This is a genomic window from Marinomonas communis, from assembly GCF_004363305.1.
Classification (GTDB): Bacteria; Pseudomonadota; Gammaproteobacteria; order Pseudomonadales; family Marinomonadaceae; genus Marinomonas; species Marinomonas communis.
Genome location: NZ_SNZA01000001.1, coordinates 596,318 through 611,236, shown reverse-complemented (window position 1 = coordinate 611,236; position 14,919 = coordinate 596,318). Strand labels below are relative to the sequence as shown.

The window sequence follows — 14,919 nt, the reverse complement described above, 5'->3', positions numbered from 1 at the left end:
TCGCTGGAAATTCATTCTAGGTTGCATTCATTTAGATTAACGCAGATACTTTGTTTCCGATTGGAAACATCCGAAACATCCCATTTTGATTTAATGTTAACCAGAGGTGCTCATGAAACGTACTCCTTTATATCAAGCGCATGTCGATGCTGGCGCTCGCATGGTCGAATTTGCAGGCTATGAAATGCCAGTTCAATACCCAATGGGGGTGAAGAAAGAGCACCTTTGGACACGTTCCTCGGCTGGACTGTTCGATGTGTCGCATATGGGACAGGTTATTTTACGTGGTGAGAACGTAAAACAAGAATTAGAGGCACTTTTGCCAGTTGATGTCATCGGCTTAGGGCTTAATCAACAGCGCTATGGTGTGTTCACGACGACTAATGGCGGTATCTCTGATGATTTGATGTTTACAAATTGGGGCGATGAAGAAATTTACATGGTAGTGAACGCTGCTTGTAAAGAACAAGATGTTGCTCATTTGACTAACAATTTACCAACAACGTCAGTCGAAGTGGTTGATCGTGCTCTGGTTGCGCTGCAAGGGCCTAAAGCTCGTGAAGCGGCGGCTAAGCTATTGCCAGAACTAAAAGCATTAGTGTTTATGCAGTCCACTAAGGTGATGTGGAACGATGTTGAGCTTTGGGTAAGTTGCTCCGGCTACACTGGTGAAGATGGTTACGAGATCTCTGTTCCAAACGAGAATGCCACAGCTTTCTGCCAGGCGTTACTTGCTCTAGAAGAAGTGGAATGGATTGGTCTAGGTGCCCGTGACTCTCTTCGTTTAGAGGCGGGTCTTTGTTTATATGGCCATGACTTAGACCAATCGACTACCCCTGTTGAAGCTTCAATCACCTGGGCGATCCAGAAAGTTCGTCGTGCTGAAGGTGAGCGTGCTGGTAACTTTGTTGGGGCTGATGTGGTTCTACAGCATTTTGCTGAAGGCGTTTCACGTAAGCGTGTTGGTTTCTTGGTGGAAGGTAAGGCGCCAGTGCGTGAGGGTGTGGATATTGTGACTGAATCTGGTGATCTAGCAGGCTCTGTTACCAGTGGTGGCTTTGCACCATCTCTTGAGAAGCCAATTGTAATGGGTTATGTGCAGACAGATAAACTTGAGCAGCCCCTTTTCGCTTCATTACGTGGTAAACTTATCCCGTTAACCCCTGCGAAGATGCCATTCTTCCCATCACGATACTTCCGTGGCTAAGTCATTTTTGAATAAAGCCCTCGTGATGAGAGAGGGCTTTGATTTTGAGTGATTAAGTGAACGCACGATTTCTCGAAAAGACGTTTTATGACGTCTTTTTTTCGACCTACCAAACAGTTTTAAAGGGCGGTTTTGACGAACCATTTTATCTGGCTTGTGATGAGTCTGGTGTCAGTCAAATTCAATATCGCTACGACTATGCCTCAAGTGCTTTGCATGAAGTCAGCCATTGGTGTGTGGCTGGAGAAGAAAGGCGTCAACAAGACGATTTTGGCTATTGGTATGCCGAAGACGGTCGCACCCTCGCTCAGCAAAAAGAGTTTGAAAAGTTTGAGGTGCAACCTCAAGCGTATGAATGTCTATTCCATTGGTCATGCGGAATGAAATTTGATGTCAGCGTAGATAATTTGGCATTACCTGACTATGACCCATCTCCGTTTAGAGACGCTGTTTTAAATCGAGTGAATGAACTCATAGAAAATGGTCTTCCTGATCGCGTCTCTCTGTTTGCCCAAGCTTTATTTGCTCGCCATTATCAATCTTCAGAATCTTTAGTTATACCCCACCTAAGAGAGTGCTATGAAAATTATTGCCGATGAAAATATGCCGAATGTTGAAGTGCTTTTTGGCGGTTTAGGCGACATTACTCTAGTGAATGGTCGTTCCTTGTCGAAAGAGCAATTGATGGATGCGGATGTATTGTTAGTGCGCTCTGTTACCAAAGTAAATGAATCCTTGCTTGAAGGTACGCCGGTCAAATATGTGGGAAGTGCCACCATAGGTACGGATCACGTAGACACGGAATATTTGTTGGAAAAGGGCATTGGTTTTAATAGTGCACCTGGCTGTAATGCTGATGCCGTAGCGGACTACGTTTTTAGTTCCTTGTCATATTTGTATTTTACTAAGTCGGTAAACTGGCTTGAGGCTAAAGTTGGAGTTGTCGGGCAGGGTAATGTGGGACGCTGTGTTGCGTCACGTTTTGTCGAGCTAGGTTGTGAGGTGGTTGCCTACGATCCCTTAGTAAACGAAACGGTCTCAGGTGTGACGTTAACTACGCTCTGTGAAGTGATGACTTGTGACGTAATTTGTTTACATGCGCCGTTAACTCACACAGGTGCTTACCCAAGCTTTGATATGATCAACGATGAATATGTTGGTCACCTGTCTGCCGGTCAGACCATTATTTCAGCTGGGCGAGGTGGTGTGATTAATGAGACGGCATTGATTGAGCGCTTTCATGCGTTGGGTGGTGCTCTTAATCTTGTGTTGGATGTATGGCATGAAGAGCCCCATCCAAATATGCAACTTGCTGCTTTGTGTGACATCGCAACACCGCATATTGCTGGGTACAGTAAGCAGGGTAGAGAAAAGGGGACATGGTTTATTTACCAGTCTGTATGCAACTTCTTTGATATTCCTCTCAAAAGTAGTTTTTCTGAAGCGGTTAGTCAGGGTAGTATTTGTGAAATAAAAATGAATTCTGACCTTGGGAAAGAAGAGGCATTGAATAGAGCAATTCAATGTTGCTTTGATGTGGCAAGAGATTCTGCCCGCTTCAAGTATGTTATGAGTAGTGGTGAAGACAAAGGTTTCGACTGGTTACGAAAGAACTACGTAGAACGTGATGAGTTTAATACAGCTTGTGTTAATCATGATCAGTACACTCCATTATTTTGTGCATTAGGATTTTCTTCAAAATAGCCTCTAGGAGTAGAGATGGCTGAAGTAACGCAAGTTGATTTCAAAGATATTTCTGTGCCTATGGGCACCAGTGTTCAAATTGAATTTATATCGCCTCCAGGTCGCCATACTGTGAGGGTTTTGGGGCGAATTCCTGGTCGTTCTTTAATCGTCTCTTGCCCGCGTGTAAATGGCAAAAATATCATTGTTAGAGACAATCAAGTCGTAAATGTGAGACTGATGTCGGCTACAGTTGTATGTGCATTTTCAACTAAGATATTAAAAAGCTACCTTGAGCCATCTGCTCATTTACATATTGCTACGCCCGATGTTGTAGATGCTTCGGAAGTTAGGCAAGCGGTTCGAGTTGAGTCTCGTTTAATCTGTTCGATGGAGCCAGGCGCTGGAGGGCATCCAATTTCGGCCGGAGCGACGGGAGTTGTTGTTGATTTAAGTGCTGGTGGTTGCAAGATTATCTCAAAAGATGATTTTGGGTCGGTTAACCAAACCATGAGGATGGCTCTAAACCTACAGATAGGTGAATATAAGCATATCCTCAAGATAGATTGTGAGATTCGCTCGCAAGAAATTCAAATGCTTGAGCAATTGCAAGCATCTATTGCAGATAATGCCTTTTTGTCACGTATGAATGTAGAATATATGTATGTTTATGGAATAAAGTTCAACAACATAGAAAAAGAGCAAGGCATCCCGCTATTAGCATATATTTTAGAAAGTATTGCTAAGAAGCAGCGCTAAGACTGCAAAGTGAATTGAAAATAAAAAAAGGCCCGGTGGGCCTTTTTTTATTGGATCAGTGATTACAGCTTTTGTAATGCTGCAATACGATCGTTAATTGGTGGGTGGCTGGAAAATAGTTCGCCAAAGCTGGATTTACGGCCGCGGCGAATACCAAAGGCAACCATAGTGTCTGGCATATGAGATACTTCATGCTCACTTTGAATTCGAGCGAGAGCTGCAATCATCGCGCCTTTGCCTGCTAATCGAGCTCCTGCTTCATCTGCACGGAACTCGCGGTAACGGGAGAACCACATGACGATCATGCTGGCCAGGATGCCAAACAAAATCTCAAAGATCATAGTGGCGATGTAATATCCCCAGCCCACGCTACCTTCTCCTTCGTCATCTTTACGAAGGAATTGGTCGACTGCGTAGCCTGCGATACGAGCAAAGAACATTACGAAGGTGTTCACTACGCCCTGAATCAAGGTCAGTGTCACCATGTCGCCATTTGCAACGTGGCCAATTTCGTGAGCCATGACCGCGCGGATCTCATCTGGTGGGTAACGGTCTAGCATACCGCTAGAAACGGCCACCAATGCATCATTCTTGTTCCAGCCAGTAGCGAAAGCATTGGCTTCATGAGCAGGGAAAACAGCGACTTCTGGCATTTTGATGCCGGCGTCATTCGCTAGCTCTTGAACAGTCGTTAGAAGCCATTGCTCTTTATGGTTGCGTGGCTGCTCAATAACCTGAGCTTTTGAGCCCCATTTTGCCATTTTTTTAGAGAGCAATAGGGAAATGATACTTCCTGTAAAACCGAACACGGCACAGAAAATGAGTAGTGATGTGAGGTTTAAACCGCTGCTCGAAATGTAGCGCTCAACGCCCAAAACACTCAAAACGATGCTGGCAACGACCAAAACCGCAATGTTGGTTAAAAGGAAAAGCAATATACGCATTATAGAGATGCTCCAGAGTGAAAATACTATGGAGCATCATAGGGGCAATTGGTTCCTTTTCAAGTAGGATTTAATTGCGTAAGCGAGATAAAAACGCCGCAAATCGTTCCATGGCAGGCTGTAGTTCCTCTACGTGCGGTAGAAATACAATGCGTAAGTGATCTGGTGTTGGCCAATTGAAGCCTGTTCCGTGCACCAATAAGACCTTTTCTTCTTTTAGGAAGCGAAGGGCTACTTCTACGTCATCTTTAATGTTATAGACTTTTGGATCGAGTCTTGGGAATAGGTATAAAGCCCCTTCAGGCTTGTGGCAATGAACCCCAGGGATGCTGTCTAGTATTTCCCACGCCAGGTTGCGCTGTTCTAGTAGGCGTCCGCCAGGTGCGGTTAATTCGTTAATGGTTTGGTAGCCGCCTAAGGCTGTTTGCACTGCATGTTGTGCCGGTACATTGGCGCATAGGCGCATCGAACTCAGCATGTCTATGCCAGCTATATAATCTTCAATGCCTGTTTTGGGGCCAGTGATGATCATCCAGCCAGATCGGAAACCTGCTGTACGGTAAACTTTTGACAAGCCGCCAAACGTTACACATGGGACTTTTCCTTCTGTCAAAGTGGCAGTTGGAATGTGTTGGGCGTCATCGTACAAAATTTTGTCGTAAATCTCGTCAGAGAACAGCAGTAGGCCGTGTTGTTCGGCTAGTGCGACCAATTCTTTTAATATGGCTTCAGAATATACAGCGCCAGTTGGGTTGTTTGGGTTGATAATGACCAATGCTTTGGTTTTATTGGTGATTTTCGATTTGATGTCGGCAATATCAGGTTGCCAACCATTTTCTTCATCACATAAGTAGTGTCGAACATAACCACCAGATAGGGTGGCAGCGGCGGTCCAGAGTGGGTAGTCGGGCGCTGGAATAAGAATCTCGTCACCGTCATTTAGAAGGGCCTGCATCGCCATCACGATAAGCTCGCTGACTCCATTGCCCATCCAAACGTTTTCGACGTTGGCTGAACGAATGCCTAGGGCTTGGTATTTTTGCATGACAGCCTTACGCGCAGAGAACAGTCCCTTTGATTCACAGTACCCTTGGGCGTTAGGTAGGTTCTTAATAACATCAACCAGGATTTCATCAGGTGCTTCGAAGCCAAATGGCGCTGGATTGCCGATATTCAGCTTAAGGATACGGTGGCCTTCGTCTTCCATGCGTACCGCTTCTTTAAGAACCGGTCCGCGAATCTCATAGCAGATGTTTGCAAGTTTATTCGATTTACGTATTTGCACCACGCTTCCTCATATAGGGTAATGGAATCAGTTATAATGTAGAGACGCAAAACAGGAGTCATGTTTTATGAGTAATGAACAAAAGCCAAGCCAATTTCAGTCACTAAGTGATGAAGAGTGGAAGCAGCGTCTACCAGAAGAAGTGTATCAAATCGTTCGTCAGAAAGGCACTGAGCGAGCGTTTACTGGGCGTTATGAAAAGTTTTATGAAGAAGGTCATTACGAATGTGTTTGTTGTGGAGCGCATCTATTCGATTCTGAGACAAAATATAACTCTGGATCTGGCTGGCCAAGCTTCTATGACGCGGATAAACAAAATATAAAAGAGGTAGAGGATAACTCTTGGATGATGCAGCGTGTCGAAATTGTATGTGAAAAATGCGATGCGCATCTTGGGCATGTGTTTCCAGACGGGCCAAAGCCAACTGGCATTCGTTACTGCGTAAACTCTGCCTCATTGAAATTTCAGCCTAAGGGAAAAGCTTAGGCTGAAATAGTAGGGGAGCTATTATTGGCCGAGTAACTGGACAAGCTTCTTGTCTTTAAAAGCTCGGTCAATGGTTTTGCCTAAGAGTTCATTGATCTCACTTTCCAGAACTTCTCTATCTGGTAGTGTACCATATTGGTCTACCTTCTCTGATTTAAAAGTAGCGGTATATGTTTGCTCCCCTTGTGAAACCGTTGCACGTATTTGTGATGTCAGTTTAGCTTCTGTTTTAAGAGCAATGGTTTTAGTGACATAGCTAAGCTCATTCAGCTCAATGGTGAATAGTGTTGCTGGCAACTGGCCTTGATTGGTTTTAAAGCCAAGCATGTTGAGTTTGTTATTCATGTAATCGCTCAAGGCTTGTTGAACATTGTTGCCGATTTCTATATCTGCCTTTTCTCCAATTCCTGTTTTGATGTGACCAACAGAGGTTTCCTGAAAAGGTTTCACGACAACATGGATTTGGCGCTGGTTACTGTACTGAGCTTCTAGGGTCGTATCTTGAGGTTCGATATTGATGGTGTGGGTTGTGTTGGCACAGCCTTGTAGGCCTAGTGCAACAAGGACTAGGCTGCTTGCGATCAATGCTTTCATTGTTCTCCCTCTTTAATAGAGTAGTTGTTATAGGTAAAAGTATAGGAAACCACTTTTTTTCGCTTAGATTACAGATATTTAAAAAAAGTTGTTGATTTTCCGTTTGTTAACAGTAATATACGCACCCGCTTACACAGCAAGGCGCACAAGTGTCCCATTCGTCTAGAGGCCTAGGACACCGCCCTTTCACGGCGGTAACAGGGGTTCGAACCCCCTATGGGACGCCAATCTACGGATTGGCAAAACCATGCTAGCTTAGCTGATGTTTGTGAAAGCTTAAAGCGGGAATAGCTCAGTGGTAGAGCACAACCTTGCCAAGGTTGGGGTCGCGAGTTCGAGCCTCGTTTCCCGCTCCAAAATCTCTTACTCAATAGAGTAGGGGGCTTCTACGGAAGCAACGATGTGTCCCATTCGTCTAGAGGCCTAGGACACCGCCCTTTCACGGCGGTAACAGGGGTTCGAACCCCCTATGGGACGCCAACTCAATGCAGGTTGTAAAAAGTGCATGACAATATGCGGGAATAGCTCAGTGGTAGAGCACAACCTTGCCAAGGTTGGGGTCGCGAGTTCGAGCCTCGTTTCCCGCTCCAAAATCTCTTACTCAATAGAGTAGGGGGCTTCTACGGAAGCAACGATGTGTCCCATTCGTCTAGAGGCCTAGGACACCGCCCTTTCACGGCGGTAACAGGGGTTCGAACCCCCTATGGGACGCCACCTTTCTTGATTAAGGTGCCAAATTAATCATTCGAAGTACGCTTCAACTACGTCCCATTCGTCTAGAGGCCTAGGACACCGCCCTTTCACGGCGGTAACAGGGGTTCGAACCCCCTATGGGACGCCATCTATCTAATCTGTTATGATTTAGCTTTTTCAATGAGATCAATCATATGCAGTGGTTCAGGAACTTCCTTCCAGACACAAACGTTTCATTATCAGACCGTGGTTTAGCCTACGGTGATGGTCTATTCGAAACGCTCTCAGTACTGCATGGTGATTTGGTTAATCTTGCTATTCATCAAACCCGGCTAAAAAGAGGCTGTAATAGGCTCAATTTTGCAGTTGAAGACCACCTTTGGCAGAAGATCTGGTCGTTTGTCGGTCAAAAAGCGCAAGAGTACCCCGACTCTGGTTTGAAAATTATTTTGACGCGTGGGTCAGGCGGTCGTGGCTATTTGCCACCAGATACCTCTAACTTTGAGTTTATTCTCGGCGTATTTGAAAAGCCAAACTATGCGGCTTTGCATCAAGTGGGTGTATCGTTAACTACTTCTCCTATCGATGCCTCCATTAATCGATCATTGGCGGGGTTAAAGCACCTTAATCGCTTAGAAAATGTGATGGCAAAATCCTGTCTGCCTGCAAGCTACTATGAGGCTGTTCTAGTCGATGCTAATGGTTTTATCATCGAGTGCATTCAAAGCAATCTATTCTGGTTTTACAAAGGTAGACTAAGGACTGCTGCCCTGATGACAAGTGGTGTTCAAGGTAGTCTGAGGAGTCGAATCTTAGCGGACTTTGATGGGTGTATTGATATCGGCCGCTACGCGCTTGAAGATTTAATGCTGGCCGATGAGATCTTTGTGTGTAATGCAATGAGTCAAATAATGCCTGTAGTTAGGTTTGACGACAAAACCTTTCCAATAGGACCGATGACCAAACAATTAATGGAAAAAATAAATCCAATATGAAGTATGTAAAGTGGATAGTACTGATGCTGGTTTTGGTCGCGACGCTTTCTGCGCTAGCGGCAACATGGGCTTACAAATCCTTAACGGAGCCGCTCCCTATTAAAGAAAGCATGACATTTGATATTGAGCGTGGCACTTCTATTATCAAACTAGGATATCAATTAGCGGATCAGGGCTGGCTCCCACATCCACTGCTGGCTCGATTGGCTCATGAATTAGATCCATCATTAACGCCTAAAGTTGGTAAATATCAACTTGAGCCTGGCATGAGTTTCATGGATGTGTTGGCCAAATTTGATTCAGGGGAGACCATCTTTTACCTAATTACCCTACTTGAGGGCCATACTTACCGCGATTACCTTAATGCAATGAAAGCGAAAGGTAATATAAAGATGACGCTGGACGGCCTTTCCGCAAAAGAAATCGCTGAAAAATTAGGGGTTGAGCACGACTCTCCAGAGGGGTTGCTGTTTGCAAATACATATCGCTACCACGATGGTGATACGGATTTAGACATCTTTTTGCAAGCGCATGCATTGCTTAATGCGGCTTTGGATGATGCATGGGAAAACAAAGCGAAAGGTTTGCCTATTAAATCTCCTTATGAAGCATTGATCATGGCTTCGATCATCGAAAAAGAGACTGGAGTTGCCGCAGAACGACCACTGATCGCAAGGGTATTTATTAGCCGTCTTGAAAAGGGGATGAGGTTACAAACCGATCCAACGGTGATTTATGGTATGGGAGAGCGTTATAACGGAAATATCACCCGTGCGGATCTGCGCCGACCCACACCATATAATACTTACCAGATAAATGGGCTACCGCCAACGCCAATCGCAAATGTTGGCAAAGAAGCGATTATAGCGGCTCTGAATCCTGGCGAGACGAAAGCTTTGTATTTTGTTGCCAAAGGTGATGGTTCACACGTTTTTTCAAATACGTTGCGAGAGCACAATAATGCGGTTGCTCGCTACCAGCGTTTCCAGCGTCGTAAAGATTACACGTCAACTCCGACTCAATAGAGGTTTGTATGAAAGGTAAATTTATTTCCCTAGAGGGCGGTGAAGGCGCAGGTAAAAGCTCGGCGATTCACGTGATTAAAGCGTGGCTTGAAGAACGTAATATCGAGTATGTTCTTACTCGAGAACCAGGTGGCACGCCAATGGCCGAAGAAATTCGTGAGCTTGTTTTGGCGTCTAGAGACGAGGCTGTTGCAGCAGATACTGAGCTGTTGTTGGTGTTTGCTGCTCGAGTTCAACATATCAATACCACAATATTACCAGCTTTAGCTGAAGGCAAATGGGTAATCAGTGACCGGTTTGTGGATTCAAGTTATGTGTATCAGGGGATTGGGCGAGGAATCGACAAATCCGTTATTGATATGTTGAGAACATCGTTTTTAGAAGGGTGTATGCCAGATAAAACCTTATTACTGGATGTACCTGTCGAATTGGGGTTAAGTCGAGTTGCTTCCCGAGGTGACGCTAACCGACTTGATGGTGAGTCGACGGCCTTTCACGAAGCAGTAAGAAGTGGGTTCTTAGAGTTAGCTGCTGATGAGCCAGCACGTTTTGCCGTGTTAGATGCGAGTCAGACGATGGACAATGTCGCTGAGCAAATTTTGCAGCAACTGAGCCTGCTAGAGAAAACTTTATAATGACTGAATTGGCTCCATGGTTAACAGATGCTTATCAGCAGGCTCAGGTTTGGCGTCGACAAAGTCGTTTTCACCATGCTCTGCTGGTTAGTGGTATTAATGGTGTTGGACAAAGTGAGTTCGCTCAACATGTGGCCCAACTGTTGCTTTGTGAGCATTCAGATAAAGCGCCATGTGGCACATGCCATAGCTGTCAGGTAGCGAAAGCTGATACCCATCCTGATTGGCTAGTATTGGACGGTCGTGAAGGTGGTATTCGTGTCGATGCAGTCAGACAAGTTGTAGCAAAAGTGGCGAATAAACCGCAGTTAGGCTTTTCTAAGGTGGTCGTTATTCATGAAGCTCATGAAATGAATGTGAATGCGGCCAACGCAATCTTAAAAGCTTTAGAGGAGCCGCCGTCTTCGACATACTTTATTTTGACTACTCACACGTCTAGAGCGTTGATGCCAACAATATTAAGTCGATGCCAAAGAGTAATGCTGCCAGCACCTGATCCAGCTCTTGTTGTTGGATGGGTTAATGAACGAGTTCAAGCGGATGTAAGCGATCTTTTATGGTTTTCTAAAACGCCATATCAGTTACTTCGACTGGTTGACTCAAAGCAGCATGAGTTACTTCAAGCTTTGCCGGACCATCTAATGCAGTGGCTGGATGGTAGTATGCGAACAGACGAGTTAGCGGCGAAAGTGCCAAAAGATGGTGTTGCTCTGTGGCTTGATGGTCTGTTGGCATTGCTCTCTGCAGCAATACATTATTCGGCTACAGGACAGAAGGACACACACATTGAAAGCGTTTTGAATGCTCTATTGTCTCGATATGATGTTTATCGGTTGATGAATTTTAGTTCGAGTTTAACAGGGTTGAAGCGACAGCTTGATATCACTCATCTTAACCCCACTATACAGTTAGTAGGCGAATTAAATTCTTGGTAAATACATGCTTGTAGATTCACATTGTCATCTAGATAAATTAGACGTATCAGCTTATGAAAAAGGCACCCAAGGTGCTATAGATGCCGCTAGAGATTCGGGTGTCTCTCAGATTTTGACCATCTCAGTAGACCTAGAAAGCTTTGAAGAGGTGTATCAATTCACCGAACGAGCAGGTGTGATTGCCAGCTGTGGCGTGCACCCACTTCATAAGGAAGGCTTGCTTTCATCCAATGACGAGTTGTTAGCCTTGGCATCAAGAGAGAAGGTGGTGGCTATTGGTGAGACAGGTCTTGATTACTTTTATGATAAAGAGCCTGAAAACTATCTCGCGCAAAAAGACAGTTTCGCAATACATTTAGCCACCGCCGGTGAGCTTGAGTTACCAACGATTATCCATACTCGTGATGCGAAGAATGATACGTTAGAAATTATTCGTGCGTATGGTAACAAAGAGGTTGGAGGTGTACTTCATTGCTTCACTGAAGATTACGATATGGCAAGAAGTGCGTTAGACCTAAACTACATGATCTCGATTTCGGGTATTGTGACCTTCCGAAATGCTGATGATCTTCGTGACACCGTTAAAAAACTGCCTTTAGATGCGTTATTGGTAGAAACGGACTCTCCTTACTTAGCTCCGGTTCCGCACCGTGGTAAGAAGAATGAGCCTAAATACGTAAGAGACGTAGCGCAATTTGTAGCGGATCTAAAACAGATTCGTATCGAAGAGCTTATGGAAATTAGCTCGGAGAACTTTCATCGCAAATTTTCAAAAGTTAAGCGCGATAATATTTTAATTTAAAAATAACACTGTAATAGCCTGTTTATTTAATGTGATGGCTATGTTCAAAAGGACCTGTTAGATGTCAGAAATGGTTCAAGCCTTAGCGCCGAATGCGCTGGCAGCAAAAATCGAGAAAGGAAGCCTTCCTTTTAAAACTCTTAGTGAACTAGAGCCACTGAGTGGAATTTTGGGGCAAGAACGTGCCGTTGAAGCCATTCAATTTGGTGTGGCGATGCATCGCCCTGGTTACAACATTTTTGTGATGGGCGGAGCAGGCACAGGCCGCTCTTCTTATGTAACTAGTTATTTAAAGAGTGAAGCCAAGCGCAAACAAACACCAAGTGAATGGGTGTATGTTAATAATTTTAAAGACACGCGTTCACCAAAAGCCATTGAGTTCCAGCCAGGGCAAGCAAAAGTCTTTGAACAAGATATTCGTACCTTAATAGACGGCTTAATGGGAACATTCCCAGCAGCGTTTGAGCACCCAAATTACCAGCAACAAAAAGGCGCTATTGATCGTGCGTTTAACGATCAATATGAAGCGGCGATTAATCTAGTGGAACGTCATGCCTCAAAAATTGGGGTGGCGATGTTCCGTGATGCATCCTCTGTAAGCTTTGCACCGATGCGTGATGGCAAAGCATTAGAAGAAGCAGATTTCGCAACGCTTACTGATGATGAGCGTGATGCGTTTCAGGCAGGTGTCTCTGAGCTTGAGGGTATGCTGAACGACGAGCTGTTAAGCTTACCAACTTGGAAGCGTATTTCGTATGAGCAGTTGCGAGAGCTGAATTTAAATACCGTGAAAGAATCACTTGATCCTTTAATGGCACCTTTGTTTGAGAAGTATGCCGATCAAGAGATTATGGTTCAATTTCTAAACGAAATGCGTGAAGACCTCGATAAGGTCATTATCGATCAGTTTGTTGACGATAAAGCGTCGGATAATCGTGATGAATCCAGTCGTCGTACTATGTACGAGGAGATGTATCTTCCGAATGTGGCGGTCACGCATACATCCGATGGCGGTCAACCGGTTATTTATGAGCCTCACCCAACTTACCGTAATTTGTTTGGTCAAGTAGAGTACAGTTCTGATCAAGGTATGTTGGTCACTAGCTACCGTTTGATTCGTTCTGGTAGTCTACATGCTGCAAACGGTGGTTACTTAATTCTAGACGCTGAAAAGCTGCTGACCGATCACTATCTATGGGAAGCATTAAAACGCGCCCTGAAGAGCAAGACTCTAAAAATTGAACATCCTTATGCGGATATGGGGCTGATGAGTACAACCACTCTGTCGCCTGAAGATCTGCCACTTCAGGTGAAGGTGGTTCTAATTGGCTCACGTGAGATTTATTACCTGTTACAAGATGCCGACCCTGATTTCCAAGAAATGTTTAGGGTATTGGTGGATTTCGATGACTCGCTTAAGCGTGATAAGGAAACCGAGCTAGCGTTTGCTCGATTATTGAAAGATCGAGTGGCCAAAGAGGGCTATGCTGATGTGACAGATGAAGGGGTTGCTCGCTTAATTGAGTACAGCAGCCGACTGGCTGAGCATCAAAAAGAAATGGCTGCCAAAATAGGCGATGTGTTCGAGCTCTTAGGTGAGGCGGACTTTAATCGAGACTTGGCAAAAGACGATGTGACTACTGATGTTCATGTACAACGAGCGCTAGCAGCGAAGAAACATCGTACAGGTCGTGTTGCCGAAAAGATCATTGAAGAAATTGTCGATGGCACCATCTTGCTCGAAAGCGATGGTAAGGCCATAGGCAACATTAACGGTTTAACCGTTATGCAAATTGGTGACAGTAGCTTTGGGGCGCCAGCAAGAATCTCTACCACGGTTTACCCTGGTGGTAAGGGGATTGTCGACATTGAGCGCGAGTCGAACCTTGGGCAAAGTATTCACTCTAAAGGGGTGTTGATCCTTTCTGGTTACCTTGGTCACCGTTACGCGCAAGAATTCCCATTAGACATCAGTGCTTCCATCGCAATGGAGCAAAGCTATGGTTATGTAGATGGGGACAGCGCTTCGACAGCCGAGTTATGTTGTTTACTGTCTGCTTTGATCAATGTGCCATTGCGCCAAGATTTAGCCATTACTGGTTCATTGAACCAATATGGTCAAGTACAGGCTATCGGTGGTGTGAATGAGAAAATTGAAGGTTTCTTCAACGTTTGTCATGCTCGTGGTTTGACTGGCTCTCAAGGTGTTATTATTCCTAAGTCAAATGTCATCAATTTAATGCTAAGTGATGAGGTGATTGAGGCAGTGAAAGCAGGCCAATTCCATATTTATGCTGTAGAGAAAGCTGACGAGGCACTGCATCTGCTGACTGGCTTGGAGCCTGGCGAATTGGATTCAAATGGTAAGTATCCTGAAGGCACTATCTCAGCGAGAATTCTTAAGCGCTTAGAGGAGATCTCAAAGCTTGGAGAAGAGGAAGAGAGTGCTGAGAAAGAAAAGTCGACTGAAGAAGGTAAAAAAGCCGATAATGACAAGGAAGACGCAAGTGCTAAAAAAGGTTAGCGCTTACCATGAGTACGTTTAATAAACCCTGCTGTACAGTTATCTGAGACAATCCAGTACAGAGTGTAATAGAGGTCGCCACTTTTGAAGTAAGTGGCGACCTCTTTGCGTTTACTGGGATGGTGGCGTTTCAAAACTCTTGGTTTCTTGAAACTATTGCCGCCCATTATGGTCTGTGAAGCACTCATCGCTGCTGACATTGCATTGCGATCCGCGCATTCCGCTGCGAAAGTAGAATGGGATGTAGCACTAAATAAAATAACTAAAATGAACAGTGCTTGCTTGCCGTAGAGTGAGGTCATAAAATTTTCTTATAGATTCATTTGTTGTGTAATGCTGCGAAAAGTGAAT

Annotated in this window: 15 protein-coding genes and 6 tRNA genes; 17 read left to right on the top strand and 4 right to left on the bottom strand. The window is 44.7% G+C overall.

The window, feature by feature from the left end; genetic code table 11:
* Positions 1-112: 112 nt before the first annotated feature.
* From gcvT to C8D85_RS02880, 4 genes are read left to right on the top strand one after another with little or no spacing between them, the layout of a single operon-like run.
* Positions 113-1,207 (top strand): glycine cleavage system aminomethyltransferase GcvT, encoded by a 1,095-nt coding sequence (gene gcvT / locus C8D85_RS02895; protein ID WP_133559854.1) that lies wholly within the window; start codon positions 113-115, stop codon positions 1,205-1,207.
* A 56-nt stretch (positions 1,208-1,263) separates the two neighbouring features.
* Complete coding sequence (locus tag C8D85_RS02890; RefSeq protein WP_133559853.1) at positions 1,264-1,806, top strand: elongation factor P hydroxylase; 543 nt, start codon at positions 1,264-1,266, stop codon at positions 1,804-1,806.
* Positions 1,787-2,911, top strand: a complete 1,125-nt coding sequence (locus C8D85_RS02885) for a 4-phosphoerythronate dehydrogenase (RefSeq protein ID WP_133559852.1) — start codon at positions 1,787-1,789, stop codon at positions 2,909-2,911. Before C8D85_RS02890 ends, C8D85_RS02885 begins: the two co-directional genes overlap by 20 nt.
* Positions 2,912-2,926: 15 nt before the next feature.
* Positions 2,927-3,649 carry a flagellar brake protein gene (locus C8D85_RS02880; protein WP_133559851.1) on the top strand — a complete coding sequence of 241 codons (723 nt, stop codon included), beginning with the start codon at positions 2,927-2,929 and terminating at the stop codon, positions 3,647-3,649.
* Positions 3,650-3,711: 62 nt separating this feature from the next.
* On the opposite strand, the gene htpX is transcribed toward C8D85_RS02880, so the two are convergent.
* Positions 3,712-4,596, bottom strand: coding sequence for a protease HtpX (htpX, locus tag C8D85_RS02875; protein ID WP_133559850.1), 885 nt, complete (start codon positions 4,594-4,596; stop codon positions 3,712-3,714).
* A gap of 67 nt (positions 4,597-4,663) precedes the next feature.
* Positions 4,664-5,878, bottom strand: a complete 1,215-nt coding sequence (locus C8D85_RS02870; RefSeq protein ID WP_133559849.1) for a pyridoxal phosphate-dependent aminotransferase — start codon at positions 5,876-5,878, stop codon at positions 4,664-4,666.
* A 67-nt stretch (positions 5,879-5,945) separates the two neighbouring features.
* Here C8D85_RS02870 and msrB point away from each other — a divergent pair, with 67 nt between their 5' ends.
* Positions 5,946-6,365, top strand: a complete 420-nt coding sequence (gene msrB, locus C8D85_RS02865; RefSeq protein ID WP_133559848.1) for a peptide-methionine (R)-S-oxide reductase MsrB — start codon at positions 5,946-5,948, stop codon at positions 6,363-6,365.
* Positions 6,366-6,386: 21 nt separating this feature from the next.
* Here the strand turns inward: msrB and C8D85_RS02860 are convergent, their stop codons facing one another.
* Complete coding sequence (locus tag C8D85_RS02860) at positions 6,387-6,959, bottom strand: YajG family lipoprotein (protein WP_133559847.1); 573 nt, start codon at positions 6,957-6,959, stop codon at positions 6,387-6,389.
* 151 nt (positions 6,960-7,110) lie between these two features.
* On the opposite strand from C8D85_RS02860, the gene C8D85_RS02855 reads away from it, so the two are divergent.
* The 12 genes from C8D85_RS02855 to C8D85_RS02800 all read left to right on the top strand — a co-directional run bounded on the left by C8D85_RS02855 (position 7,111) and on the right by C8D85_RS02800 (position 14,568).
* Positions 7,111-7,186 (top strand) — tRNA-Glu (locus tag C8D85_RS02855).
* Positions 7,187-7,240: 54 nt separating this feature from the next.
* Positions 7,241-7,315, top strand: a tRNA-Gly gene (locus C8D85_RS02850).
* A 48-nt stretch (positions 7,316-7,363) separates the two neighbouring features.
* Positions 7,364-7,439, top strand: a tRNA-Glu gene (locus tag C8D85_RS02845).
* 35 nt (positions 7,440-7,474) lie between these two features.
* A tRNA-Gly gene (locus C8D85_RS02840) sits at positions 7,475-7,549 on the top strand.
* A gap of 48 nt (positions 7,550-7,597) precedes the next feature.
* Positions 7,598-7,673 (top strand) — tRNA-Glu (locus C8D85_RS02835).
* A gap of 51 nt (positions 7,674-7,724) precedes the next feature.
* Positions 7,725-7,800: transfer RNA gene (locus C8D85_RS02830), tRNA-Glu, on the top strand.
* A 46-nt stretch (positions 7,801-7,846) separates the two neighbouring features.
* Positions 7,847-8,647, top strand: coding sequence for an aminodeoxychorismate lyase (gene pabC, locus C8D85_RS02825; protein WP_133559846.1), 801 nt, complete (start codon positions 7,847-7,849; stop codon positions 8,645-8,647).
* Positions 8,644-9,672: an endolytic transglycosylase MltG gene (mltG, locus tag C8D85_RS02820; RefSeq protein ID WP_133559845.1), complete on the top strand. Its 1,029-nt coding sequence runs from the start codon at positions 8,644-8,646 to the stop codon at positions 9,670-9,672. Before pabC ends, mltG begins: the two co-directional genes overlap by 4 nt.
* An 8-nt stretch (positions 9,673-9,680) precedes the next feature.
* Positions 9,681-10,307 (top strand): dTMP kinase, encoded by a 627-nt coding sequence (tmk, locus tag C8D85_RS02815; RefSeq protein WP_133559844.1) that lies wholly within the window; start codon positions 9,681-9,683, stop codon positions 10,305-10,307.
* Positions 10,307-11,242, top strand: a complete 936-nt coding sequence (holB, locus tag C8D85_RS02810) for a DNA polymerase III subunit delta' (protein WP_133559843.1) — start codon at positions 10,307-10,309, stop codon at positions 11,240-11,242. Before tmk ends, holB begins: the two co-directional genes overlap by 1 nt.
* A 4-nt stretch (positions 11,243-11,246) precedes the next feature.
* Complete coding sequence (locus C8D85_RS02805) at positions 11,247-12,044, top strand: TatD family hydrolase (protein ID WP_133559842.1); 798 nt, start codon at positions 11,247-11,249, stop codon at positions 12,042-12,044.
* A 61-nt stretch (positions 12,045-12,105) separates the two neighbouring features.
* Positions 12,106-14,568 (top strand): Lon protease family protein, encoded by a 2,463-nt coding sequence (locus C8D85_RS02800; protein ID WP_133559841.1) that lies wholly within the window; start codon positions 12,106-12,108, stop codon positions 14,566-14,568.
* On the opposite strand, the gene C8D85_RS02795 is transcribed toward C8D85_RS02800, so the two are convergent.
* Positions 14,565-14,870 (bottom strand): hypothetical protein, encoded by a 306-nt coding sequence (locus tag C8D85_RS02795; RefSeq protein WP_244936876.1) that lies wholly within the window; start codon positions 14,868-14,870, stop codon positions 14,565-14,567. The genes C8D85_RS02800 and C8D85_RS02795 overlap by 4 nt on opposite strands.
* Positions 14,871-14,919: the final 49 nt, after the last annotated feature.